The following is a 22,741-nucleotide window of genomic DNA, read 5'->3' as shown; positions in this document are numbered from 1 at the left end:
CTCAGGATATGCGTTCGACTAAACCTGAAATGCTCTAGCGCAGCAGGCCGACCATGCTGCCACCTGCCCATCGGTGGTGTTTTTATTGAAGATGACCGGAGCTCTGCTCGGCTTTATCTCACTGGACATGAGGTCTGGGGCAAAACATGATCGAATACCTCAATGTATCCACCGCGAAAATCATGCCAAACAATACCGGAACTACACCATGAGGGATGGCCGCGGAGCGCGGCGGAGGCGACATTTATTTGTTCCCTGCCATCCCGGTCCGAAACTCCGAACATTACTGCCATTTTGTAAGCAGATGCGCGAAGCGGGACAGACTGAGCATTGGTGTTGCTCATCGTTAACACGCTCTGTGCTGGAGATATCTCGCGTAGAACGCTGCCAGTGATGCCCACACCGTCGTTTCCGAAAGGCACCAACAGTACGCTGCTGTCGCCCAGGTACGGCGACGCAGCCGCTATAGCCAACCGAAATGGTTGTTGCGTCGCCGAATGCAACTGCATCCCGAGCGTCCCTGCGAATTGGACCGTCAATACAAGGCCGAGGACTGCGGCCGTTGCCACCGGTGCCAGCCTTCCCCAGGCCGTCGCCGCCGAAGCGATCAGCATGGCCGCGAAGGGCGCAGCGAAGGCTACGTACCGCAGCTCGACTGGCGAGTTGCCGAACGCGATCCCAAGCCCGACCAAGCCGGCGGAAGGAGCCAATGCCCCGGACAGCCAGAGCCACCGTGTTTGCCCCAGCTGACGCCACCGATATGCTGCCGCGGCCACGACCACCAGAAGCAACACGGCCAACGAGCCCCCGACTGCCGTACGGGCCGCTCCTTCGACGTATAGTGGAAGCCCACCAAAAAGATTGGCCATATTGAACTGTGCCAAACGGGCCAGCATCGAGAAGGGCGAAAACGGCTCGAACTGTCCTGTACGGGAATCTTTCTGAACAACGAAAAAGTACAACGAAATAATCATCGTCATACAGAATGGAATGCCTGCTGTGAATACTATCCAAAGGTGGCGCTTCCAGCTTACTGCAGCGAAAAAGACCCATGCCAAGACGGCTGCAGCAGGAAAAACTGCAAGGTAATTGGTCATGGTGGCAAGCCCGGAGGCAAGACCCGCAATGGCAGCCCAAGCAAGGGAAGATCGCGGCGCCGTCACTCCAGAGCGTACGACTTCGACGACAGCGAAGACAGTCACCGCAATCAACAGATGTGCCAATGCAAAGCCGCGCGCGATATGCCCGGTGTAACCAAATCCGTAGGAGAAGGAAATAAGCAGCCCTACCATTAATGGCGATAGTCCGACGCGCCATGCCGTCAGCATCCAGACAAATACGGCAGAAATTCCAAAAATAACGCTAAGCATTCGCAGTGAAAATAAGCCATTTCCCGCCAAATGACGCCATGAACCCAGTGCTAAAAAATACAGGGGAGGATGCACGTCCGTTTTCAACAGATTGTCGATTATTTCATTGAATGTTGCATGCACAAGAAAGTAATCTCTTACATCATTTGGAACAAACGACGCTTCTGGCCATTCAGGCCGTGCGGTACCTCCGGTGACGAAGACCGAGTAGTTCTCGTCATACTCGGTACTGCGCAAGACTGCCGCCGCTATCAGTACGGTAGCGCACAGCAACAGCGTCAAGACGCATGATCGCTTTAGGAATCTGTGGTTGATCTCAAAGGGCTTAATCATGCCTTTGTGTATACCCGTATCCAGGACGATATGAGCATGTATTCTTGTCGTGTAAAAAAAGTGAGTATTCCAATGTTTGTGGAGCGCTTGAAGGCGATTGATACACAACCTCGTCATCCACGCACATCGAAAGCAAATTCTCGTGCCATGTCGGTCGTCGTCCCGCTTTTTGACGAGGAGGCTGTGATCGAGCGGTTCCACGCCCGCCTGGTCCCCGTGATGCAGTCCCTTGGCCAACCCTGGGAGGTGATCTACGTCAACGATGGTTCGAAGGATCGCAGCCTACAGATCCTTTCTGACCTGAGTTCAAAGTGGCCTGAGGTCGCCATTGTGAACTTGAGCCGAAATTTCGGTAAGGAAGTTGCGCTGACCGCAGGTCTCGATCATGCGAGGGGCGACGCCGTGGTCGTCATCGACATAGACCTTCAGGATCCGCCTGAAGTGATTCCGGAGCTAGTGGCCGGCTGGCAGGCGGGCTTCGATGTGGTCTACGCCCAACGCCGTACGCGGGAAGGCGAAACCAGGCTGAAATGCCTCACGGCTGCTGCATTCTACCGTGTGATGCAGAAAATCGGTGGTCCAGTGCGTCTGCCGGCAAATACCGGCGATTTCCGGATCATGAGCCGACGTTCCCTGGATGCGCTTCTGCAGCTCCGCGAGCGGCATCGTTTCATGAAGGGCTTGTTCGCCTGGGTCGGGTTCCCCTCGACAGCGGTCCTGTACGACCGCGCACCACGCGCTGCCGGGACCACGAAATGGAATTATCGCCGCCTATGGAACCTCTCGATCGAGGGGATAACCAGCTTTACCGTCGTACCCTTGAAAATTGCGACCTACCTGGGGCTGGCTACGTCTGCCGTTGCAATGATGTATGCATTCACGATTATCATCAAGACCCTGATTTTTTCTAACCCCGTTGCCGGCTATGCAAGTCTGATGGCGGTGGTCTTGTTTCTGGGCGGGGTGCAGCTTCTGACGCTTGGCATCATCGGCGAGTATCTGGGTCGCGTGTTTAATGAAACCAAGGGGCGTCCGCTCTATATTGTCGAGCGGCATATGCCGGCGATGTCCCAGTTGAGCCTGTCGGAAAACGCTGCAGGCGTGTCATCCCAGTCCACCTGATCGCCGTTTTCTGGCCCTGACGGACGTTACTGACATGACGCTCAGAATGAGCCCGCTTCATGCCATTCTGGCCTCCAGCAAGCCCTTGCCTGAAGCAGGACGGATAGGGGAGCGGGTTGACAAAACACCCCGCCAACCCGGCGTCGATACGGCCAGATACGGAATGGCATTCCTGGTCGTCCTGCTGCATGCGCTCGCGATGGGAAGACCACCATCGGTTGGAACGGCGCTCATTCTCAACCTTTGCCACGCGGCAGTGCCATTTTTTTTCATTGCGGCTGGTTATTTCCTGCCGCCTGACCCTGCCAAAGGCCTCTCTAAACTGCCCAAGCAACTAGCCAGGCTGATAACGATCCATTTGTCTTGGACAGCCATTTATATCCTGTTTTTCCAGACTATTTTCCCATATGATTTGTCGTTTCAGATACGGAGCTTGCTCTTTGGTGGGGCTGCCTTCCATCTTTGGTTCTTGCCGGCTCTCGGAGCGGCGCTCACCTTCGTCGTATTGGGACGTGCCTGGGTAGGCTCGCGATTGACAGGTGCGGCGTGCTTTGCACTTGGAATTGTCTCGATAGCGAATGGCGCCTACCATGACGTTCTGGGCTTGCCTGGCGAAGGGAGCCGAGGTGGCCTGCTTGTCGCCCCGATGTTCGTATATTCCGGGACATTAATCAGCAAATTTAGCATAAGGCATGGCTGGCAGTCTTGCGTCGGCTTCGTCGCCGTTGCTTACGCGGTACTGGTGGGCGAGGAGGCGCTGATCACTTGGTTGTCGGGCAGCGGTGTGCTCGGGTCCCATGATTTCGTTTTTTCGACGCTGATGTACGGAGCCGCCGTGTTCATGCTCGCACGGGCGCTGCCTGAAACTGAGACCATCCGAAAATTCGCTTTTTTGGGAGGTCTCAGTTTGAATATCTATCTGGTGCACATACTGTTTTTATGGCCCCTGTTGAAGTTCTACGATGTCAGCCAGCTGTGGATGACACTTCTGATTGCAGCGGTAACATTTGGCCTGTCGACAGCTTTCAGCGTCCTATTGGTGCGCATTCCCTTCCTTCGATATTTCTCCACCTGATAATCTATCACTGAGCCCGCTAACATTGATCTGTCGAGCCCTTCTGGGATCGGTCGCGGTCTCGCAGACATTGCCAGGTCTTTTCGATGGCGAACGGCTCGGGCGAATGGGCCGGCAGATTGCTCGGTCCGATGTTCGGCGGCGCACGCAATCTGCTGGCAAGGCGCCAGCTTGGAGCTGCTCGGCGATTTCCTTGCGCAGGAGGGTCCTGGCCACGACCGCGACAAGGGTCAGCACGATCGCCACGCCGGGCGCGCGCCGGACAGAGCGGACCGAGGCTGCAGGCCGGGCGGTAGCAATCGCCCCTCACCATCCGCGGCCGCATGCCACGCTCGAGCCTGCGGCGAACCAACAGCCCCATCCTGCCTGCCCGGGCCTTGTCCTGCTCAGCGTCCGGATGGTCGGCCGCAGCCTGCGGCAGGCCCCCGCGGAACTCCCTTTTCAACCGCTCCTGGACGGCATGATCGCTCACGGCATGGGGGGCCGCGGTGTCTCTCGCGACAGGCCGAGGTGGCGCACCAGCCTGCCCATCCCGCCGCTCGCCGCAGGGCGTGCCGAAGCGCTCCTGCACGACCGGCAAGGGTCGATCTGCCGCCAGGCCGAGACTCCGCCCACCACGGGCTCTGGCCGCGGCAGCAGGATCGCCGACGGCACCGTCTGCTGAACCTCCGTCGGCTGGTCAGGGCCGGACGTTGCCACACGCCACGCCCAAATCGCGCTCTGCCTTCGCCCAATGCCATAGCGCGCCAAGCGGCACGCCGTCCCGGATCATCAGCGTCGGCATGAGTCGTCAGCGGCTACGCCCGCCGATGAATCATGCCGAACCGCGTCAGCTCCAGCCCCGAGCGTCGGGCCTTCAGCCACGCGGCATAAGGTCCGCCGGATCACGCTGTTCGCGGCTCGGGATCAATCTCTTGCCGATCCTTCCGGGCTGACGATTCTCAAGTCCCGACCGGCAGCAAGCTCGCCTGCAGCGGAAAATCAATCTGCCACTCCTGATCGAGCCCGGGGATCGACGAAGCGTGCCTGGACCAATCGTCTGTGACGGCGTTGCCGCGTCCGACCTGCTCGCCGTTGAGGCAATAGCCGAGTGAACGCCGTTGCAGGTCGCCGGTGCAGGCCTCGTGCCGGATCAGGATCTGATCCGCCGTCTTCAGCTCCATCGCCGTCACTGCGCGCTGCTCACCCCGATCGAAGATCGACCATCCCCGGCCATCATGCGCGGCAGCGCTTGCCTTGAGGCGCCGACCCCGGTCGTGCTGGACGGTGACCAGCGTCGAGGTCGGGCTCTCGGCCCGAATCAGACTGATCCTTGGCCCAGGACCCGGCAGAGCGGCCGTCCCGAGACCGTGCCGCTCCCGATGGTGACGGGCGACGGCATAGGCTGCACGTCGTGCGAATATCCGCAGATCGGCCGCGTCGCGGTGAGACCAGTCTTTCCCGTCACGGGCTTCGCTGTCGCCGGTCTGCGGCAGGGCGAGCCGGAAGTTCTGGGCGGGGTCGGCGATCACCGCAGCAAGGGCGGCACGCACCGTCCGGTGTCCTTCCGCGCTGTTGCCATAGGGGATGGGTGCCCATCCATAGGCAGGCAGCTCGTCGGGACCACTGGCGGGGCGGCCGAAGGCGGCACGGATCAAGGCCAGATGGCGCCTGATGGCCGCGGCATGCGTCGCGGTGTCGCCCGTGCGTTTGGTCTGGCTGTCGTTCTCGGTATGGATCCAAAGGATGCCCAAGCACTCGGCGCGGTCACGCGCGGTGAGCAGATCCCGCACGAAGCGGTCGAGGGATCGTCCGGTGGAGCCCGGTTGCCAACGGGACGGATCCGTCCCGGATCGATGAGTGAGGAAGGCACCTTCGTCACCCGGTGCCCAGAGCGGGGTGCCACCGAAGGTCGTGGCCATGCTCGGGTTGTTGTGGGCGCCCTCGCCCAAGGCATAGCCTCCAATCGTCCGAAAACCATTGAGGCGTGGGTCAAAATCGGCCTCGGCAATCCCGAGCAGGGACGAGAGGCCCTTGTTCAGGATCCAGGTTCCGCCATCCGCGAGGAAAAAGCCGGCGTTGCTTTGTCCTGTAATCAGCAGACCGGCTTTGACCCGAGACAAGGGCCGTCCCCTGGAATCGGCACCTCCCTCCTTGGGCAGCACCAATGATCCCACGACACCGGCGGAAGCCCGGAGGCCGGTGCGCCGGCTGATACTCGCGCTCGATGGCATGAAGGCCTCACTTTGGCAGGCATGGGGATGATCGAAAATGCTTTGGATCGAGGGGAATTAGAGGCTGTTGTGAACCTTCGGTCAGTCTTTTGGCATGTTCAAGCATAAGTGTCTGAACGCGAAATAAACCTGATCGTCCAGGTCGGTGCCGACACGCAGGGCAGTGCGCCGGCCGAGCCTCACACATCGGGCATTGCTGCAGTGATCCCCCGGGCCGGACCAGGGGGGAACTAAACAAGCAAATGGTGAGGGCGGCGACGCGGACCTTGCTATGTTGAACTCGACCGACGGCGTCCGGTCAGATGTCCGAACGCCGCATGACACGGGTGAGCGGGTTTGAAGACGTTGCTCAGTATCCGACGCCGCGCACGCCGCCCGCGGCCCGGATGGATTCGCCGGTGATCCAGTGGGAATCGTCCGACGCCAGGAACACCGCGACCGGTGCAATATCCTCAGGCTCGCCAAAACGGCCGAGCGGCGTGCCGGCGATCAGCTTCTGGCCGAAATCGCCCGCGAAGTTGCCATCCGTGGCAGGCGTGTTCGTATGGCCCGGCAAGATCGAATTCACCCGTATGCCACGTGGTCCGAGTTCGCGGGCGAGCGCGAAGGTCATTGTATCCACAGCGCCCTTCGTCGCGGCATAAACGCTGGAGGCCAGGTAAGGATCGGTGCTGAGGATCGAGCTGATGTTGATGATGCTGCCGCCGGCTTCGCCGAAATGCTTCACCGCCTCCCGGATCGCCAGGAAGTAGCCCAGCACGTTGACATCGAATTGCTTGTGGAAAGCCTCCTCGGTCAGATCCGCGACCATCTCGAAGACCGCGACCCCAGCATTGTTCACCAGCACGTCCACCGTGCCATGGTCGGATTTGGCGACGTCGAACAGACGGGCGACATCGGCCGATTTGCTCATATCCGCCTGTACGGCAAATGCCGTTCCACCGGACGCCTGGATCGTGGCGACGACGGCGTCAGCTCCCTTCTTACTGCCGGCGTAATTGACGATGACGACAGCACCTTCAGCGCCCAGTGCCTTGGCGATGCCGGCACCGATCCCGCTTGAGGCGCCGGTGACGATGGCGGTTTTGCCACGGAGTTTCATCTGTTGTCCTATTGGTCTGTCTGTCCACGGGCTCGAAGCCACCTGACCTCGCCGATAGCGATCAGATGGGTGCCCCTGCGGCCACCCGCGTGCCGATTCTTCGCCTATCCTTGCCTAATCTTCTCGACATGTTGCCGCAGGAGCAACCTGAGACTAGGGTTCGAGACATGACCGAGGTGATGGACGAACTGCGTGCCTTCGTGATGCGGGCAAGCGACAAATGGACAGCCACCGGGTTGCCTCGCGTTGCCATGGTCAGGGCCGAAGCCTGTTCTGACCAGGTCTACGAGCCGATGCTGCATCTGGTTCTGCAGGGATCCAAAAGCCTCTCCATCGGCAATCAGATCCTGCGGTTCGAAGCCGGCACGTATTTCCTGGTGCCGGTCGATGTCCCGGCGATCGGTCAGGTCAGCGCCGAGAAGCCCGGCAGCCCCTATCTCGCACTCAGCTTGACCTTGGACCCAGCCGTCATCGCGGCCATGCTTGCCGAGCTCGATGATGCCCAGCCGGGAAAGCATGAGCCGGCTTTCTGGGTCTCCGCCGTCACGCCGGACCTCATGGACGCCTGGCTTCGCATGATGCGCCTGGTCGACCGCCCGAATGACGTGGCGATGCTGGCGCCGATGATCGAACGGGAGATCCTGTTCCGTGTCCTGCAGGGCCCGCAGGGCCGTCTGCTACGGCAGATCGCGCGGGCCGACAGCCGATTGTCCCAGATGCGCCGCTCTGTCGACTGGATCCGCTCGCATTATACCGAGCCTTTCCGCGTCGAACCTCTCGCGGCCATGACGGGGATGAGCGTGGCTACCTTCTATCGCCACTTCACGGCGATGACCGCGATGACGCCGATCCAGTATCAAAAGAGGCTCCGCCTGCTGCAGGCCCGTAGGATGCTGCTGTTCGAGCCTCGCGATGCCGCCGCTATCGCCTTTTCTGTCGGTTACGAAAGCGCCTCGCAGTTCAGCAGGGAGTATTCGCGCTTGTTCGGTATGCCCCCGGTCCGCGATGCCGCCCGCTTCAGGACGCCGGCCCCCTCCAGCCCCAAGATTGCGTTCGGCGCCCCCCCGCCGCACCCGTGATCAAAGCAGGTCAAGCCGAAATGCCGCCGAAGCGGGCGGTCGCGTCGGGCTAGAGGCTGTCCGCGGACCTCCGTTCAGATGCGCGGCCTGCTTGAGCAGGAGGTCGACGATGGCGACGAGGTCAAGGCCGCGAGGGTGCTGGCATATCCCTCGTAGTCCTTCACCAAGCGGCGAAAGCGGGGTGCCCAGGCAAAGGACCGCTCGATCACCCGGCGTCGCCGCAACAGCACGAAGCCACGCTTGGCGTCCGACAGCTTAATCACCTCCAACTCGATGCGATGCGCTTTTGCAGCGTCAGCGGCCTTCGGGCCGGTATAGCCCTGGTCGATATGGGCCAGGCCAACGCTCTGACCGGTAGAGATCTGCACGGCCCGGCCCGGCCGACCACTTCGACCCGATCGTCCGTTCTGGTCGGCGTGACCTGCAGTGCCAGCAGATGGTTCACGATGTCGACCGCCAGGTGCACCTTGGGCCCCTTCTTGCGCCTGACGCCGTCATGGCCCGCCCTGGCGTCTCTCCGGCGAGGACCGCAGCGTGCGGCTGATCCAGGCGCTATCAGCCACCAAGGCGCCTGGGGCGGTGCCGGGGGGGCGACTGGGGCTGCCGGCCGAAGGCCGGCCCGAGCACCTCTGCCGCGACGGCCCAGAACCGCCGGGAGGAGGCGGAGCAGGCAGCGCGCCATTTGATGCCGGAGGTCGATCGGCCTTGCGAGGGCATCGTCAGCCAGGCAGCCGTGGCAAGGGCGCCAACGGAACGGGGCATCCCGACGCCGCGGGGTGGAGCACCATGGACCTATAGGACCGTTGCGCGCGTGATGCCCTGGGCAGGCCGGGCGGAGTTGATCTCGCCGCGCCCAACAGCCTTCGCAGTTTCGCGATGCAGGCAGCTTGCCCTGCCGCCGCAAGGCGCAACTGGTCTAGGCTGGTGGCAACCCCTGGCAAGGATCGGCGACATGGCGACGCTCACCGTGAATGGTACGGAACGCCGTTACGATGGCGATGGCGACATGCCGTTGCTGTGGTTCCTCCGGGATGAGCTGGGATTGACCGGCACGAAATTCGGCTGCGGCCAGGCGCTGTGCGGCGCCTGCACCGTCCATGTCGACGGCAGCGCGGTTCGGGCATGCCAGACGCCGATCTCTTCGATCGAAGGTGCCAAGGTCACCACCATCGAAGGGCTTTCGGGAACGGGCGAGCATCCCGTTCAGGTCGCCTGGCGAGAGCTCAACGTCTCGCAATGCGGCTACTGCCAGGCGGGGCAGATCATGCAGGCGGCGTCGTTGCTGAAGGACATCCCCAATCCCGGCGACGACGACATCGACACGGCCATGAGTGGCAACCTCTGCCGCTGCGGCACCTATCCGCGCATCCGCGCGGCCATCAAGCAGGCGGCCAAGGGAGGCCGGACATGATCGAGAACATCAGCCGGCGCGGGCTGCTGGCCGGCTTCGGCGCCGGCGGCCTGGTGCTCGCCATCGGCATCCCGTCGGCACAGGCGCAGGCGAAGGGCTTCGGCGCGGACGGCATGCCGAATGGCTGGCGCGACGACCCGAAGCTTTTCATCGCGCTCGACGAGGACGGCACCGTCACCGTCACCTGCCACCGCTCCGAGATGGGGCAGGGCGTGCGCACCTCGATCCCGATGGTGGTCGCCGAGGAGATGGAAGCCGATTGGGCCAAGATCCGCGTCGCCCAGGCCTGGGCCGACGAAGGCCATTTCGGCAACCAGGATACCGACGGATCGCGCAGCCTGCGGCATTTCTTCATGCCCATGCGCCATGCCGGCGCTGCCGCGCGAATGATGCTGGAGCAGGCGGCGGCGGCCCAGTGGGGCGTGCCGGTCGCCGAGGTGAAGGCGGCGAATCATGTGGTGTCGCACCAGGCGACCCAGCGTTCGCTGGGCTACGGCGCCCTGGCCAAGGCCGCGGCCGACCTGCCGGCGCCCGAGCGTTCCGGGCTGCGGCTGAAGGACCCGGCCAGCTTCCGGCTGATCGGCAAGGACACCATCGGCCTGCTCGACAACCGCGACATCACCACCGGCCGCGCCATCTACGGCATCGATGCGCGGGCCGAGGGCATGTACCACGCCGTGGTCGCGCGCCCGCCGGTCTTCGGCGGCAAGGTCACCAGCTTCGATGCCGCCGAGGCCTTGAAGGTGCCGGGCGTGGTCAAGGTGATCGCCATCGACCCGCCGGCGATCCCGTCCGAATTCCAGCCGCTCGGCGGCATCGCCGTCATCGCGCGGAATACCTGGTCGGCGATGCAGGGCCGCGACAGGCTCAAGATCAGCTGGGAGGACGGGCCGCACGCCAGCTATTCCTCGGTGCCCTATCGGGCGGCGCTGGAGGCCGCGGCGCGGCAGCCGGCCAAGGTGGTGCGCAACGGCGGCGACGTGGACAAGGCCATGGCCGGCGCGGCGAAGAAGGTCGAGGCGGAATACTACATCCCGCATCTCGCCCAGACCCCGCTGGAGCCGCCGGCGGCGCTGGTGCGGATCAGCAACGGGGTCTGCGAGGCATGGGCCTGCACCCAGGCGCCGCAGGCCACCCGCACCCGGCTGGCCGAGCGGCTGAAGCTGCCCGAGGACAAGGTCCGGGTGAACGTGACGCTGCTCGGCGGCGGCTTCGGCCGCAAGTCGAAGCCGGACTTCGTGCTCGAGGCCGGGCTGTGCAGCCAGGCGATGGATGGCGCCCCGGTGAAGGTCACCTGGACCCGGGAGGACGACATCCACCACGGCTTCTACCACACCGTCTCGGTCGAGCGGATCGAGGCGGGGCTGGATGCCGGCGGCAAGCCGGTCGCCTGGCTGCATCGCAGCGCGGCGCCGACCATCGGCTCCATCTTCGCGCCCGACCCGAAGCATGAGCTGCCCTTCGAGCTGGGCATGGGGCTGGTCAACACGCCCTTCGCCATCCCCAACATCCGGATCGAGAATCCGGAGGCGCAGGCGCATGCCCGGATCGGCTGGTTCCGATCGGTCTCCAACATCCCGCATGCCTTCGCCATCCAGTCCTTCGTCGCCGAGCTGGCGCATGCCGCCGGACGCGACCCGAAGGACTACCTGCTGGAGCTGATCGGCCCGGCGCGGGTGGTGGACCCGACCAGCATCGGCGACGTCTGGAACCATGGCGAGGACCCGCAGCGCTACCCGATCGACACCGGCCGGCTGCGGCGGGTGGTCGAAGCGGCGGCCGCCGGCATCGGCTGGGGCCGGGCCATGCCGGCGGGGCGCGGGCTCGGCATCGCCGGGCACTACAGCTTCGTCTCGCATGTCGCGGTGGCGGTCGAGGTCGAGGTCGGCGCCCGCGGCGCGCTGACCATCCCGCGTGTCGACATCGCCATCGACTGCGGGCCGCAGGTGAACCCGGAACGCATCCGCTCGCAGATGGAAGGTGCCGTCGTCATGGGGGTCGGCCTCGCCACCTCGGCCGAGATCACCTTCAGGGATGGCCGGGTCGAGCAGAACAACTTCGACGGCTACGAACTGACCCGGATGGAGAGCACGCCGCGGGACATCCGCGTGCATCTCGTGCCCTCGGGCCGCTACGACGGGCCCTTGGGCGGCGTCGGCGAGCCCGGGTTGCCGCCGGTGGCGCCGGCGATCGCCAACGCGGTCTTTGCCGCCTCGGGCAAGCGGATCCGGCAGTTGCCGATCCGTGACCAGCTGACGACGTGAGGGAAAAGGCGATGCGCATGGGTTCCCTCCAGTTCCATCTGGCGACGATGATCGGGCTGGCCCTGGCCGGCCCGGTTCTGGCCTCGCCATGCACCGATCAGATCGATGCCTTCCAGAAGCAGCTGGAGGATACGGGGCGTACCGCGGGCGCTGCCTCCTCCGGCGGCCAGGCTGTGGCGGCAGCGCGGGAGGGGCAGGCGATGCAGCCAAGCGGCAATGCTCCTACGCCACCTTTCCAAAGCCCGTCACGCGAGGCGCAGGCGACCCAGAGAACGGCCGATGCCGGTGACGGCGGAGACCAAGTGATGCAAGCCAAGGCAATTCTCGAGAAGGGTCGAGCCTTGGCGGTGCAGGGCAACGAGGCGGGCTGCCTCGATAGCCTGGGGCAAGCAAGGCGTCAGGCTGCGCGATAGGCCGCCTACGGGGTTTGCTGGGTGCCATCGCAGCGGGCCTCTCGAGAACTGCCGAAGACGCCTTCCATCGGACGTTGTCCGGCCGTTTCCTTCCGGCTCATCGAGCAGGGCATGCCGTGTCCGGCCAGCAGGCGGCGGTCGTCATGCGCGGCATGCTGGCTCCCACGACCCGATTGCTGCAGCAATCCCGGACCCCGTTGGCGATCGGTGATCGCCACCTGCAGGGCTGCGAGCGGCATGGCGCATGACCCACCTGCAATACAGCAGTTTGCGCCGTGGCCGCGATCTGGAACGATGCGGACCGCAGCAGGGCCCGGGCCGGTCGGCATGGGCCCCGCTCAGGGGAAACGCCAATGAAGCGACATTATGGTTGGGTCATCGTTGCCGTCGGGGCGCTGATGGGCTGCATCGGCATGGGGTCGTTGTTCTCCCTTGCCGTCCTCCTCGATCCTATCGCCGCCGACACGGGCTGGTCGCGCGCCGGCATTTCCGCAACGATGACGATCGCCTTCCTTGCCATGGGGGTCGGCGGCTTCGGCTGGGGCTGGGTCAGCGACCGCCATGGGCCGCGGGTCGTCGGCATCGCCGGCGGGTTGCTGCTGGGCACCGGGCTGGTGCTGGCAAGCCGGGCGACGAGCCTGCTGGTCTTCCAGCTCGCCTACGGCTTGTTCCTGGGGACGGCGGTCGGCGCCTTCTTCGCGCCCATGATGGCGACAGCCAGCGCCTGGTTCGACCGCCAGCGGGCGATCGCTGTCTCCCTCGTTTCCGCCGGGCTCGGCATGGCGCCGGTGACCGTCGCGCCCTTCGCGCAATGGCTGCTCTCCGGCCACGACTGGCGCACCTCGCAACTCGTGATCGGCTGCGTCGCCTGGGCGGTGCTGCTGCCGGCCGCGCTGCTGCTGCGACGCCCGCCGGCCACGACCCCGGGCGCCAGCACGCCGGCCTCGGCGGCGGGCAAGGATTTCACCGCCCGCGAGGCCCTTGGCTCCCGGCAATTCGTGGTGCTCGCGGCGACCTTCTTCGCCTGCTGTCTCGCGCATGCCGGGCCGATCTTCCATGTGGTGAGCTACGCCATGGTCTGCGGCCTGTCCGCCGTGGCCGCCGTCAGCGTCTACAGCCTGCAGGGGCTGGCAGGGCTTGGTGGCCGCCTGCTGCTGGGCGTGCTGGCCGACCGCCATGGCGCCAAGCCGGTGCTGATCGGAGGTCTGCTGCTGCAGGCGCTGGCGATCGGCGCCTTCCTCCCCACCAGCAGTCTCGGCGAGTTCTACGCAGTCGCCACGACCTTTGGCCTCGCCTATGGCGGGGTGATGCCGCTCTATGCGGTGCTGGCGCGCGACTATTTCGGCCCCCGCATCATGGGCACGGTATTCGGCGCCGCGACCATGGTCTCCTGCCTTGGCATGGCGGCGGGGCCGGCGGTCGGCGGCTGGATCTTCGACCGCTTCGGCAGCTATGCGGGGATGCATCTCAGCTCCCTGGCGATAGGGCTAGGGGCCGTGGCGATCGCCCTTAGCTTCCCGCCGCTGCCCCGGATGCGGCCCGAGCGCCTCAGGCCGGCGTAGCATGTCGGCAGCGGCCGGTGGTTCCACGACATCCTCCACCCACCCCATGATTTGCCGACGCCGCCGCGTGGCGCAGGCGCCGGGGGCTTCAGGCAACAGTGGCGAAGGTGCTGATGGGCCGCGGGGCAAGAGCGCGCTCTGCTCGCGAGAGGGGCTGCTTGACCGCTCGGGCAGACGACATCGAAGGATCAATCAGGGTCCGGCGGGGGGGGCAGCTACGCAACGAAAGAGCCGACCCCATCCGTCACCTTCTCCCAGTCGTCGAGATTTCGATCTTTGGGTGCCACCAGAAGGTGCTCGACCCCGATCGCTGCATAGTCATCCACCAGCGCGTGCAGCAGGCCACGATCCTGGCCATCCCATTGCACCCGCATGGAGACCGTGAAATCGGCCTCGGGACGCGCCGCCCGCAATCGCTGCACGATAGGGGCTGCCTTATCCGGCGGCAGCTCGCTGCCATGCCAGCCGTCCCCGATCCTGATCGTCCGCCGCAGGGCTGGTTCTGAACTACCGCCGAACCAAAGGGGAATCCGACTGATCGGCATCGGGGTCATGGTCATCTCTTTGATCTCAGCCGTGATGTAGCGGCTCTCGAAGGTCACCGGATCCTCTGACCAGACGGCCCGCATCATGGCGACCCCCTCGTCGAGCCGGCGGCCTCGCTCCTCGAAGGGCACGCCGAGCGCCGAGAATTCCTCCTTCAACCAGCCAGAGCCGGCGCCCAGAATCAGCCGTCCGTCGGAAAAATTGTGCAGCGTTGCAAGCTCCTTTGCCAACGGCAGGGGGTGGCGCATCGGCAGCACCAGCACCGAGGTTCCCAGCTTGATCCGCTTGGTTGCCGCGGCAGCCCAGGTGAGGGACAGGACAGGGTCGAAGAACAATGGCGAGCGTGGGAATTTGTCGCGCGGGACGATGATGTGCTCGCTGACCCACACGTCCTCGATACCCAGATCCTCCGCGCGCTCGGCATGACGCCGTATCAGCGCCGGTGTCGCTTGCTCGCCAGCGTGGGGCAGATGAATCCCGTACTTCATGTCTGTTCCACCTTCTTCCTGGCCGCAGCCGAATGCTCGGCCATCTCCTGGGGGGGGCCGGTAGCGAGGCGTGTCCCGTTTCGTCCCGAAACCCGCGGCGAGGCCCAGCGCAAACCAGTTGCCTCGAAGCCGGTGACGCACCCTCGCCTGAATGGGGCTGTCGCCGCGAGTGCCCCGTTCCTGCTTCTCCCGGCTCCGGTCCAGGCCGACACGCGGGCGCAGGCGGCCCAATACCGCTCCGTACGCCCGCGCGTGGCGGAATGCTCGGCCTCAGCTTGTCGCTACTGAGGCCGGGTTCGCTTCACCTGCGACAGCGCATAAGGCGCCGGCCGGGCGCGGAGCGTCGGATCGTCGCTGAACTCGACCCCGGGCGCATTGGCCAGGGCCAGGAAGCTGATCCGGTCGCAGGCGCCGCCCGGCCCGGGCGCCACCTCGGTGACCGTGAGCCGGCCCACGCTCACGCGCTGCCGGTCGTCGGGCCAGGCGGCGGTCGGGTCGTTCAGGTCGTCGCCGGCCTGCGGGAAGATCAGCATCATGTCGAATGCCGCAGGCCCTTGGGCGACCCGGCCCCGCAGTTCCTCCGCCAGGAAATCGGAAGGCAGGCTGCGCGTCTGCTCCTCGCTCAGGCGTTGCGTTCCGGCCACGGGCTCGAACACCCAGCGTGCCGGGCGGACCTCGCCATCGGCGCCGCGGAAGCGGAAGGTACTGACGCCCCAGTAGGGCGTCGTGGCCCAGCTCGCCGGCGGGGCATTGGCGGCGAGCAACCGTCCCTGCAGCGTGGTCTTCGGATTGGCGGCGACGAAGGCGTTGATGGCCTCCTGGTTCGGCCGCCCGGTTGCGGGGTCCGGCCGGCGGACGCGGAGACCCTCGACCAGGGCCTCGGGCGTCGGAGCGCCGAAGATGGGAACGGAGATGTTGGCCATGTCCCAGGGTGTGCCATCGGGCACCTGGAAACGGATCGAGAGGCTGCGCGTGCTGCGGCTGGTATCGGCGGCGGTAGGACCTCCGCCGACCCCGAAGCGGATGACCGTCGGGATGCGCTGACCGCCGAAGGTCGGCGAGACCGACAGCCGTGCCCCCTCGGCCGTGCCCTCGAAGAAGCCAGCGGCGCAGGTCCCCTTGGGATGGCTGGGACGATGGGTCCGGATCGGGCCCTGAACACCTTCGAAGGCCTCGATCACCTGTGTCGGGGTGGGTGCCTGGGCGACAGCGGGCGCGGCGGCTCCGAGGCCGAGCAAGAGGGCAGTGACCGGCACGGCACGAAGGGATGCTGGCATGGGCGCTCTTCCTTTGCGGTTCGTCACGGTACGATGTGGGGATCACAACCGCTCCCGCAACGTAGGGCAGGGAGCATTGCCGCCTGCAGCCAGGGCGATGGCGCGGGCGGCTGGCTGGCGCATCGCACGGCTCAATACCCCAAGGTCTTGTCGACCTTCTGCAGGAGGCCGCTGCCGGACTCGATGCTTCTGATATTCGCGGCGATCTCTGTCCCGAGCTGCCGCACCGTCGGGCGCCGCGCCACATGCGGCATCACGGTCACCTTCGGATGCAGCCACAGTGGGTTGTCGGGTGGCAAGGGCTCGGGATGCAGCGCGTCGAGTGCGGCGTGTGAAAGCTGGCCCGAATCAAGCGCCGCGATGAGGTCGGCATTCACGACATGCCGGCCGCGGCCGATATTGATGACCATCGCTCCCTTGGGCATCATGGCAAAGGTGCGGGCGCAGAGGATACCCTCCGTCTCACGGGTCAGCGGCAGAAGGCAGACCACGATATCGGTCCGCCGCATGAAGCGTTCGAACTGGTCTGAACCATGAAAAACCGGAATCCCGGCATCCGGCTTCGGGTTGCGCACCCAGGCCGATACCGGGAAGCCGAGCGACTTCAGGACCAGAGCCGGCGCCTTCGCCATGAGGCCGAAGCCGAGGAAGCCGATACGCCGCTCATCCGGGCGCACAATCGGCCGGCGTAACCATTCGCCCCTGGCCTGCGCCTGCTGATACAGCGGCATCTCGCGGTGAAGGCGCAAGACATGCATGAGGACGTACTCCGTCATCATCGGATCCCCGCCCGCCGGTTCGATCTTGCCAAGCGGTGCCTTTGGCATTTTCGGATGATGGATGAATGACTCAACACCGGCCGAACGGCTGAACATGGCCTTGAGGTTCGGCAACGGCGGAAGCGCTTCGAAGTCCGGAGGCATGAAGGCGAGATAGGTGATCTCAGACGTATCTCCGACCTCCGGGAAGATGCGGATCTCCAAGTCGGGAAGCAACTCGGCGAGGATATCGCGCCAGCTCTGGGTGGTACCGATCTCGTCGTTATCCAGCCCGTAGATCAGCAGCGCCATGGCAGCTCTCCTTACCGATGACTTAGGTCGCAGGGCGTGTCGCCGGTCACGGTGCAAGATCTCACACCCCGTGCGCTGCCAGGAATAAGTCGGGCGGCCGGCGTGTGCGATCCGCCTGGCGCTCAGCGCGCAAGCGGATCCGGCCGCATCTGCACGCGGAAGACCCGGGGATGCTCGCCCCTGCCAGTCTCGCTATGGAACGGCGTCCGCGTGCCCGTGGTGGTCCAGACGCCACGCCCACGCCAGCCGGCATTGGGATCGTCGATCCGGCCATCGACATTCTTGGTGAAGAAGCCTGCCGGATAGGGCACCCGCAGTTGGTGCAATGTGCCATCCACCAGAACGGTCAGCGACTCGCTGCCATTCGTGGAGGCGATGGGTACGTCGGCGCCGAGGCCAAGCGTGTTGAAGCGGTCGACCCAGACGTAATAGGCGTGGTCGGCGCTGCCGCCCGGGTCGACGCCGGCGAATTGCGGCCCTGGGAAGCGATGGAGCGTCCAGCCTTCCTCGCACTGCCTTCCGGTCGCCGCAGCCGGTCCGGTCAGCGGGGCCCGGCACTTGCTGCGGTCGAAGCTCGCCAGATGACCGCTGCCAAGCGTGGTCCAGACCACGCCCTTGCTGTCGACGTCGATGCCTCGCGGGGAGAAGCTGCCTGCCGGCGGCTGAAAGACTTCGGTCAGCCCGGTATTCGTTGGATCCGGACCGGGGATGAAGCGGATCAGGTAGCCCGGCTGGTCGTTGCGGGAGAAACCGATATCCATCGATTGGCCCCAGATCGATCCATCAGTGGGGCTCGGTTGCACGCCGTAGAAGCCAGCGATGATGCGCTTCTGCTTGGCAAGGTCGAGCGGCTGGTCCGCCTCGACATAGTCGCCGCGCCGGCCCCATCCCGGCACATCGACAACCATCGGCGCCCAGCCTTGGGAGGCCTTGGCATCGCGTGTCTCGAGGTAACGGCGCGTGTTCAGCCAGCCCACTGCCGCGCCGGAAGCGCCGCCCCAGCTGGTCCAGAGCGTGTTGTCGGGATCATAGCCGAAATAGAGATGGTGGGTGCCGAAGCAGGTATCGATGAGGTCGAATTGCTGCGTCTTCGGGTCATAGACCGAGAGGTGCCGTCCGGCAGCCGCGATCGGTGCAACCCGCGCCGAGGGATGGTCGCCGCCGGTCTGGCACCAGGCGGGCTGAGCTCCGGCCGGGCGGATGCGGGCGGCGAACCAGACCAGGCCGTGCTGGTCCATGATCAGGTTGTGGTTGCTTGTGTGGCCGTCCCAAATCGGTGTCTCACCCCAGAAGGGCGAAGGTCCGCGCGGTTCGTCCAGCATGCTCGGCGTCTCTGGATGGGCGAAGGGATGCCGGATCGTCCAGGCACGATGGTTCACCGGGTCGAGGACGGGCACGTNCAAGCGCCGGTACCAAGGGTCCCGAAGCTGCGCTTACGCTCAACGCCATCCACCCCGATGACCGTGCCGCCACAACGGCAGCCTGGGCCGAGGCGGAGGCCCGTGGCCTGTTCTCCATCGAGCACCGCACCTTTCATGCCGCGGACCGCACTTGGCGCTGGTTCCAGAGCCGCGCCACGCCGGTGCGAGACGCTGGAGGCCGCATTCTCGAATGGTTTGGCACCTCGACCGACATCGACGATCAGGTGCGAGCCCGCGAGGTGCTGGCCCGTGGCCAGGAAGAGTTGGAAGCGCAGGTCACTGAGCGTACCGCCGAGTTGCAGGACGCCCTGGTCCGCCTACGGACGGAGATGACGCAGCGCGAGCAGGCCGAGGCGGCCCTACGGCAGGCGCAGAAGATGGATGCGGTAGGCCAGCTGAACCGCTCCAGGTTCGCCGGAGGCTGGTGAGCTTGAGTCAGCCCGCCAGCGCAATCTCTTGCTGGGCGGCATAGTAGCGCGCTTCCGCCTCGGCCGGCGGGATATTGCCGATCGGCTCGAGGAGACGGCGGTTGTTGAACCAGTCCACCCACTCCAAGGTGGCGAACTCGACGGCTTCCAGGCTGCGCCAGGGGCCGCGTCGACGGATCACCTCGGTCTTGAACAGGCCATTGATCGTCTCGGCCAGCGCATTGTCGTAGGAATCACCGACGCTGCCGACGGAGGGCTCGATACCGGCCCCAAGAAGACGTTCCGTGTACCGAATGGCAAGATATTGCCCTCCCCGGTCGCTATGATGGATGAGGCCGCCCTTCACGGGACGTCGGTCATGCAGTGCCTGCTCCAGGGCATCGAGAACGAAATCCGCATGCGCAGTCCTCGACACCCGCCAGCCGACGATGCGGCGGGCGAAGACATCGATAATGAAGGCCACGTACACAAAGCCCTGCCAAGTCGCGACATAGGTAAAATCCGACACCCACAGGACGTTCGGCTGCGGCGCCCGGAACTGCCGGTTCACCTTGTCCGCCGGGCAAGGCGCGGCCTTGTCGGCGATGGTGGTCCTGGTTTCCTTGCCGCGGACGGCGCCACGCAGGCCCACCCGACGCATCAGGCGTTCCACCGTGCAACGGGCAACCATGGTGCCTTCCCGGGCAAGCTGCCGCCAGACCTTGCGGGCACCGTAGACCCCGAAGTTGGCCGCATGTACCTGCCGGATCTGCTCCATGAGCACCAGGTCCTGCCGGGCTCGAGGCGAGGCCCGTGCCGGATCGGCACGGCGGGCGACACGGGCATGGTAGGTCGACGGAGCAATCGGCAGCATCCTGCAGATCGGCTCGACACCGTAGACCTCGCGCTGATCGTCAATGAAGGCGATCATGGCTTCGAGCGGCGGTCGAGCTCCGCCATCGCAAAATACGCCGACGCCTTCCGCAGGATCTCATTGGCCTGCCGCAGCTCGCGGACCTCGCGCTCGAGCAACTTGATGCGCCCCTGCTCCTCCGTCGACGAACCAGGCCGCTGGCCCGCGTCGCGCTCGCCCTGCCGCACCCACTTTCGGAGCGTCTCGGCCGTGCAGCCGATCTTGGCCGCGATCGAGCCGATCGCAGCCCACTGCGAGGCATGGTCGCCCCCATGCTCCAGCACCATTCGTACCGCCCGCTGCCGGACCTCAGGCGAAAACCGGTTCGACGTCTTCTTTGTCATAGCCCCATCCTCTCAACAGGTAGGGCCTCCAGCAAACCCGGGGCGGTTCAGAGTGGGCTTCGCGCGCCAGTGCCAGCATTCCCGGCGAGACATCCACGCCGACGACGTCTGCTCCGCGCCCATACGCGGCTCCAGCGGCCACGCCGGGCCCCGTAGCAACGTCGAGTACGCGCTGACCCGCCCCGACCCGTGCGGCGTCGAGCAGCAGCTCCAGCGCGAGACTGGTAAGCGGGGCAAAGTGCTTAGCGTAAGGGCGGGCGATGCGGTCGTGTGCCGCTTGCTCGAACGCGGTAAAGGCCTTTGCGTCGAGTGTCATCTACGTCCTCCAAACGGCTCGACTCTTATAAGACCCTGGAGGCTCGGCGTGTTGCAGCGGCTTCTTGTTGTTGGCTTGGTTTCGCCGATGCCGTCCAAGCGTTTGGTTATCCACACCGGCCTGCGGTCTCGTCCGCCCAGTGGTGCAGCTTGTCACCCCGGCGACGGCGGGTCAGAAACATGCTCAGGGACGCCACGAACCTAACTCCGGCACCTCCAGGCCCAGCCGAGCCGCCGCGGCCTCGAGGAGTAGAAGATCGCCCTCGCGCCAATGGTGCCGGTTGATCAGGCTGCTCGCTTCAGCCACGGGCATCCCAAGGGCCTCGCCGATCCCGGCCGGTGTTGCGATGCCCCGATCCTCCAGCTCACGCGCGATCATCACGCGGTACCGGATCCTCATCAGCTGGTCAGCCTGTCGGGCCCGACGCTCCGCGGCGGTCAGTTTGGGTTTCGGTGGTGGCGACGGTGGTGCGGGCGGGTCAAGGGGCAAGCTCATGCCTGCCAATTAGGTGCGGCAGCCGGTGGCGCCATCCCGGCGGACCTGGAGGAGGATCACGCCTTCACCAGCCACACCGACGGCGTTCCGCCACGAGGGGTAATGACGTTGACCCGAAGCCCGCCAGAGGCCTGCATGAGCCGGAAGCTCCAGCCTTCCAGATCCCGCTATGGTCCAACCGTCCAGCGCCGGCTGCCAAGGCTGCAAGGAAAGCCAAACTTCCAAGCCGCTAACGCCCTGATGGGCGCGGGCCTCGGCTTCAGTCATGAACGGTCCAGCACCGTCCACACTGCCGGCGCCTTAGAGCTTTGAGAAAATGCACTGACCTGGATGCCGCCAGGCACAAGGTTGAGGCGAAAACTCCATTCTCCGAGCGCGCCGACCACAAGCCAGCCGCCTGCTACTTTCCGCCAGGGCCGGTCTGCCATCCAACGCTCGAAGACGGCTACTCCCACATTTTCCTCAAGCACGCTGCGGGCTTCGGCTTCAGTCACCGGCGGTTCAGCCAGAGCGCTGGCGAATGGTCCCTAGCTAGCTAGCCAAAGCATGGCGCCGAACATGGCGATCCCCACGGCGGAGTTGATAATATAACGGGCCCAGCTGACCGTCTCCTCTCCATGCATGAGACGGATCGGCGAAGCGGCTTCGATCATATTGGACATGGCTGCATCCTACAGTTAGATGCTTGCCTTATGACACAACCTATCGGTGAATTTCAAAGTGGTTTTGCTGCTTCTGGATGAGGCAGTCCCAAAGGTCCCCTCCATAGCGACCATCGAGCACGCTGTCGCGCTGAAGACCATCGGCGAGGTTGTTGCGACGCTGGGGCTCGACCTCGCTTTCATCGCTCCCGGCGACTTGGCGACGAGCATGGGTACCACGGTCGGGCAGATCATCCGTAGGTGCAGACCCTAACCATGTAGATAGAGGAGGCGATCCGACGCAGCCCAGTCGTACTCGGTGGCGTGGCCCCCGTCGCGAGCAGGCAAACGCCATGATCGCGCGTGGCTACCGCGCCTTAGTTATTGGTTTGACTGACCTCTGTTGCAGAGTGGGGTGGTAGCGGCGGTCAGCGGCGTTAAGCGATGAGCTAATGCTGGCGCTTTGCCGCGCTTGATTTTCGCCAACCTCACAGCGCAGCTTTAGAATACGTCCTCTGGGGAGGCGGTGAGGTGGTCCCCGGAAATCGGACAGATGGGTAAGCTCGGTTCGCCTGTGAGAAGGACGGACCCGGATGGCGGGCAAGCGGACGCGGTATTCGGCGGATTTCAAGGCGAAGGTGGCTTTGGAAGCGCTGCGGGGTGAACTGACGGCGGCGCAGTTGGCGGCCAAGCACGGCATCCACCAGACGATGGTGGGCGAGTGGAAGCGGCAGGCGATGGAGGGGCTGACGGCGGTATTCTCCGGCAAGTCGGCGGCGCAGGAGAGCGCGAAGGCCACCGAAGCGGATGTCGAGAAGCTGCACGCCAAGATCGGACAGTTGCTGGTGGAACGGGATTTTTTGGCGAAAGCGTCCGGTC

General features: G+C 64.8%; 22 protein-coding genes, 1 pseudogene and 1 other annotated feature. Of the genes and pseudogenes, 9 read left to right on the top strand and 14 right to left on the bottom strand.

The window, feature by feature from the left end; translation table 11 throughout:
• Nucleotides 1-113: 113 nt before the first annotated feature.
• The gene (locus QWZ14_RS06030) at nucleotides 114-1,652 is read right to left on the bottom strand and encodes a hypothetical protein (protein WP_290315728.1); all 1,539 of its coding nucleotides are present in this window, start codon (nucleotides 1,650-1,652) and stop codon (nucleotides 114-116) included.
• Between the two features lie 198 nt (nucleotides 1,653-1,850).
• Here QWZ14_RS06030 and QWZ14_RS06025 point away from each other — a divergent pair, with 198 nt between their 5' ends.
• Together QWZ14_RS06025 and QWZ14_RS06020 are read left to right on the top strand one after the other, a co-directional pair.
• Nucleotides 1,851-2,825, top strand: coding sequence for a glycosyltransferase family 2 protein (locus QWZ14_RS06025; RefSeq protein WP_290315727.1), 975 nt, complete (start codon nucleotides 1,851-1,853; stop codon nucleotides 2,823-2,825).
• 34 nt (nucleotides 2,826-2,859) lie between these two features.
• Complete coding sequence (locus QWZ14_RS06020) at nucleotides 2,860-3,900, top strand: acyltransferase (protein WP_290315726.1); 1,041 nt, start codon at nucleotides 2,860-2,862, stop codon at nucleotides 3,898-3,900.
• A gap of 941 nt (nucleotides 3,901-4,841) precedes the next feature.
• Here QWZ14_RS06020 and QWZ14_RS06015 read toward each other — a convergent pair.
• Together QWZ14_RS06015 and QWZ14_RS06010 are read right to left on the bottom strand one after the other, a co-directional pair.
• A complete protein-coding gene (locus tag QWZ14_RS06015; RefSeq protein ID WP_290315725.1) occupies nucleotides 4,842-6,002 on the bottom strand; it encodes a hypothetical protein in 1,161 nt (386 codons plus the stop codon).
• A gap of 460 nt (nucleotides 6,003-6,462) precedes the next feature.
• Entirely contained in the window at nucleotides 6,463-7,215 is a 753-nt protein-coding gene (locus QWZ14_RS06010; RefSeq protein WP_290315724.1) for an SDR family NAD(P)-dependent oxidoreductase, read from the bottom strand.
• A 167-nt stretch (nucleotides 7,216-7,382) separates the two neighbouring features.
• Between QWZ14_RS06010 and QWZ14_RS06005 the strand changes: the two genes are divergently transcribed.
• Nucleotides 7,383-8,294: an AraC family transcriptional regulator gene (locus QWZ14_RS06005; protein WP_290315723.1), complete on the top strand. Its 912-nt coding sequence runs from the start codon at nucleotides 7,383-7,385 to the stop codon at nucleotides 8,292-8,294.
• Between the two features lie 66 nt (nucleotides 8,295-8,360).
• Here the strand turns inward: QWZ14_RS06005 and QWZ14_RS06000 are convergent.
• A pseudogene (locus tag QWZ14_RS06000) lies at nucleotides 8,361-8,869 on the bottom strand (transposase); the annotation flags it as partial.
• Nucleotides 8,870-9,246: 377 nt separating this feature from the next.
• Between QWZ14_RS06000 and QWZ14_RS05995 the strand changes: the two are divergent.
• From QWZ14_RS05995 to QWZ14_RS05985, 3 genes are read left to right on the top strand one after another with little or no spacing between them, the layout of a single operon-like run.
• Nucleotides 9,247-9,705 carry a (2Fe-2S)-binding protein gene (locus QWZ14_RS05995; RefSeq protein ID WP_290315722.1) on the top strand — a complete coding sequence of 153 codons (459 nt, stop codon included), beginning with the start codon at nucleotides 9,247-9,249 and terminating at the stop codon, nucleotides 9,703-9,705.
• Nucleotides 9,702-11,969 (top strand): xanthine dehydrogenase family protein molybdopterin-binding subunit, encoded by a 2,268-nt coding sequence (locus QWZ14_RS05990; protein ID WP_290315721.1) that lies wholly within the window; start codon nucleotides 9,702-9,704, stop codon nucleotides 11,967-11,969. Before QWZ14_RS05995 ends, QWZ14_RS05990 begins: the two co-directional genes overlap by 4 nt.
• A gap of 17 nt (nucleotides 11,970-11,986) precedes the next feature.
• Nucleotides 11,987-12,382 carry a hypothetical protein gene (locus QWZ14_RS05985; RefSeq protein WP_290315720.1) on the top strand — a complete coding sequence of 132 codons (396 nt, stop codon included), beginning with the start codon at nucleotides 11,987-11,989 and terminating at the stop codon, nucleotides 12,380-12,382.
• A 5-nt stretch (nucleotides 12,383-12,387) separates the two neighbouring features.
• Here QWZ14_RS05985 and QWZ14_RS05980 read toward each other — a convergent pair whose 3' ends face one another.
• Complete coding sequence (locus QWZ14_RS05980) at nucleotides 12,388-12,621, bottom strand: hypothetical protein (RefSeq protein WP_290315718.1); 234 nt, start codon at nucleotides 12,619-12,621, stop codon at nucleotides 12,388-12,390.
• A 114-nt stretch (nucleotides 12,622-12,735) separates the two neighbouring features.
• Here QWZ14_RS05980 and QWZ14_RS05975 point away from each other — a divergent pair, with 114 nt between their 5' ends.
• Nucleotides 12,736-13,944 carry an MFS transporter gene (locus QWZ14_RS05975; protein WP_290315717.1) on the top strand — a complete coding sequence of 403 codons (1,209 nt, stop codon included), beginning with the start codon at nucleotides 12,736-12,738 and terminating at the stop codon, nucleotides 13,942-13,944.
• A gap of 215 nt (nucleotides 13,945-14,159) precedes the next feature.
• Here the strand turns inward: QWZ14_RS05975 and QWZ14_RS05970 are convergent, their stop codons facing one another.
• The 4 genes from QWZ14_RS05970 to QWZ14_RS05955 form a co-directional block, all read right to left on the bottom strand.
• Complete coding sequence (locus QWZ14_RS05970; RefSeq protein WP_290315716.1) at nucleotides 14,160-14,978, bottom strand: TIGR03619 family F420-dependent LLM class oxidoreductase; 819 nt, start codon at nucleotides 14,976-14,978, stop codon at nucleotides 14,160-14,162.
• 281 nt (nucleotides 14,979-15,259) lie between these two features.
• Nucleotides 15,260-16,255 (bottom strand): catalase family peroxidase, encoded by a 996-nt coding sequence (locus QWZ14_RS05965; RefSeq protein WP_290315715.1) that lies wholly within the window; start codon nucleotides 16,253-16,255, stop codon nucleotides 15,260-15,262.
• Nucleotides 16,256-16,386: 131 nt separating this feature from the next.
• Nucleotides 16,387-17,325: a 2-hydroxyacid dehydrogenase gene (locus tag QWZ14_RS05960; protein WP_290315714.1), complete on the bottom strand. Its 939-nt coding sequence runs from the start codon at nucleotides 17,323-17,325 to the stop codon at nucleotides 16,387-16,389.
• 122 nt (nucleotides 17,326-17,447) lie between these two features.
• A complete protein-coding gene (locus QWZ14_RS05955) occupies nucleotides 17,448-18,722 on the bottom strand; it encodes a hypothetical protein (protein ID WP_290315730.1) in 1,275 nt (424 codons plus the stop codon).
• Between QWZ14_RS05955 and QWZ14_RS05950 the strand changes: the two genes are divergently transcribed.
• Complete coding sequence (locus QWZ14_RS05950) at nucleotides 18,659-19,174, top strand: PAS domain-containing protein (RefSeq protein WP_290315729.1); 516 nt, start codon at nucleotides 18,659-18,661, stop codon at nucleotides 19,172-19,174. The two genes, QWZ14_RS05955 and QWZ14_RS05950, sit on opposite strands and share 64 nt — an antisense overlap.
• Before the next feature lie 7 nt (nucleotides 19,175-19,181).
• Here the strand turns inward: QWZ14_RS05950 and QWZ14_RS05945 are convergent.
• The 5 genes from QWZ14_RS05945 to QWZ14_RS05925 form a co-directional block, all read right to left on the bottom strand.
• A protein-coding gene (locus QWZ14_RS05945; RefSeq protein WP_290315713.1) for an IS3 family transposase occupies nucleotides 19,182-20,410 on the bottom strand; the annotation gives its coding sequence in 2 pieces (ribosomal slippage) (nucleotides 19,182-20,119 and nucleotides 20,119-20,410; 1,230 coding nt in all).
• Nucleotides 20,010-20,126: a sequence feature (AL1L pseudoknot), on the bottom strand. (Overlaps the previous gene by 117 nt.)
• Entirely contained in the window at nucleotides 20,376-20,726 is a 351-nt protein-coding gene (locus QWZ14_RS05940) for a methyltransferase domain-containing protein (RefSeq protein ID WP_290315712.1), read from the bottom strand. The genes QWZ14_RS05945 and QWZ14_RS05940 overlap by 35 nt, the downstream gene beginning before the upstream one ends.
• Before the next feature lie 183 nt (nucleotides 20,727-20,909).
• Nucleotides 20,910-21,107 carry a hypothetical protein gene (locus QWZ14_RS05935; RefSeq protein WP_290315711.1) on the bottom strand — a complete coding sequence of 66 codons (198 nt, stop codon included), beginning with the start codon at nucleotides 21,105-21,107 and terminating at the stop codon, nucleotides 20,910-20,912.
• A gap of 377 nt (nucleotides 21,108-21,484) precedes the next feature.
• Nucleotides 21,485-21,715 carry a hypothetical protein gene (locus tag QWZ14_RS05930; protein ID WP_290315710.1) on the bottom strand — a complete coding sequence of 77 codons (231 nt, stop codon included), beginning with the start codon at nucleotides 21,713-21,715 and terminating at the stop codon, nucleotides 21,485-21,487.
• Between the two features lie 33 nt (nucleotides 21,716-21,748).
• Nucleotides 21,749-21,883, bottom strand: a complete 135-nt coding sequence (locus QWZ14_RS05925) for a hypothetical protein (RefSeq protein ID WP_290315709.1) — start codon at nucleotides 21,881-21,883, stop codon at nucleotides 21,749-21,751.
• A gap of 572 nt (nucleotides 21,884-22,455) precedes the next feature.
• Between QWZ14_RS05925 and QWZ14_RS05920 the strand changes: the two genes are divergently transcribed.
• Nucleotides 22,456-22,741 (top strand): transposase (locus QWZ14_RS05920; RefSeq protein ID WP_290315708.1); only part of this gene is annotated, 286 nt, incomplete at its 3' end.

Origin of the sequence: Paeniroseomonas aquatica, from assembly GCF_030409335.1 — a bacterium.
In the GTDB taxonomy this organism is placed as follows: domain Bacteria; phylum Pseudomonadota; class Alphaproteobacteria; order Acetobacterales; family Acetobacteraceae; genus Belnapia; species Belnapia aquatica.
The sequence above is the reverse complement of the archived record's forward strand: the minus strand, read 5'-3'. Positions and strand labels throughout refer to the sequence as shown.

Bases quoted from the DNA above. Each gene is read 5' to 3' on its own strand.
- QWZ14_RS05985 (WP_290315720.1), top strand. From the start codon at position 11,987: ATGGGTTCCCTCCAGTTCCATCTGGCGACGATGATCGGGCTGGCCCTG.
- QWZ14_RS06010 (WP_290315724.1), bottom strand. From the start codon at position 7,215: ATGAAACTCCGTGGCAAAACCGCCATCGTCACCGGCGCCTCAAGCGGG.
- QWZ14_RS05970 (WP_290315716.1), bottom strand. From the start codon at position 14,978: ATGAAGTACGGGATTCATCTGCCCCACGCTGGCGAGCAAGCGACACCG.
- QWZ14_RS06020 (WP_290315726.1), top strand. From the start codon at position 2,860: ATGACGCTCAGAATGAGCCCGCTTCATGCCATTCTGGCCTCCAGCAAG.
- QWZ14_RS05960 (WP_290315714.1), bottom strand. From the start codon at position 17,325: ATGGCGCTGCTGATCTACGGGCTGGATAACGACGAGATCGGTACCACC.
- QWZ14_RS05995 (WP_290315722.1), top strand. From the start codon at position 9,247: ATGGCGACGCTCACCGTGAATGGTACGGAACGCCGTTACGATGGCGAT.
- QWZ14_RS05925 (WP_290315709.1), bottom strand. From the start codon at position 21,883: ATGTCCAATATGATCGAAGCCGCTTCGCCGATCCGTCTCATGCATGGA.
- QWZ14_RS05965 (WP_290315715.1), bottom strand. From the start codon at position 16,255: ATGCCAGCATCCCTTCGTGCCGTGCCGGTCACTGCCCTCTTGCTCGGC.
- QWZ14_RS05980 (WP_290315718.1), bottom strand. From the start codon at position 12,621: ATGCCGCTCGCAGCCCTGCAGGTGGCGATCACCGATCGCCAACGGGGT.
- QWZ14_RS05990 (WP_290315721.1), top strand. From the start codon at position 9,702: ATGATCGAGAACATCAGCCGGCGCGGGCTGCTGGCCGGCTTCGGCGCC.
- QWZ14_RS05940 (WP_290315712.1), bottom strand. From the start codon at position 20,726: ATGACACTCGACGCAAAGGCCTTTACCGCGTTCGAGCAAGCGGCACAC.
- QWZ14_RS05975 (WP_290315717.1), top strand. From the start codon at position 12,736: ATGAAGCGACATTATGGTTGGGTCATCGTTGCCGTCGGGGCGCTGATG.
- QWZ14_RS06005 (WP_290315723.1), top strand. From the start codon at position 7,383: ATGACCGAGGTGATGGACGAACTGCGTGCCTTCGTGATGCGGGCAAGC.
- QWZ14_RS06025 (WP_290315727.1), top strand. From the start codon at position 1,851: ATGTCGGTCGTCGTCCCGCTTTTTGACGAGGAGGCTGTGATCGAGCGG.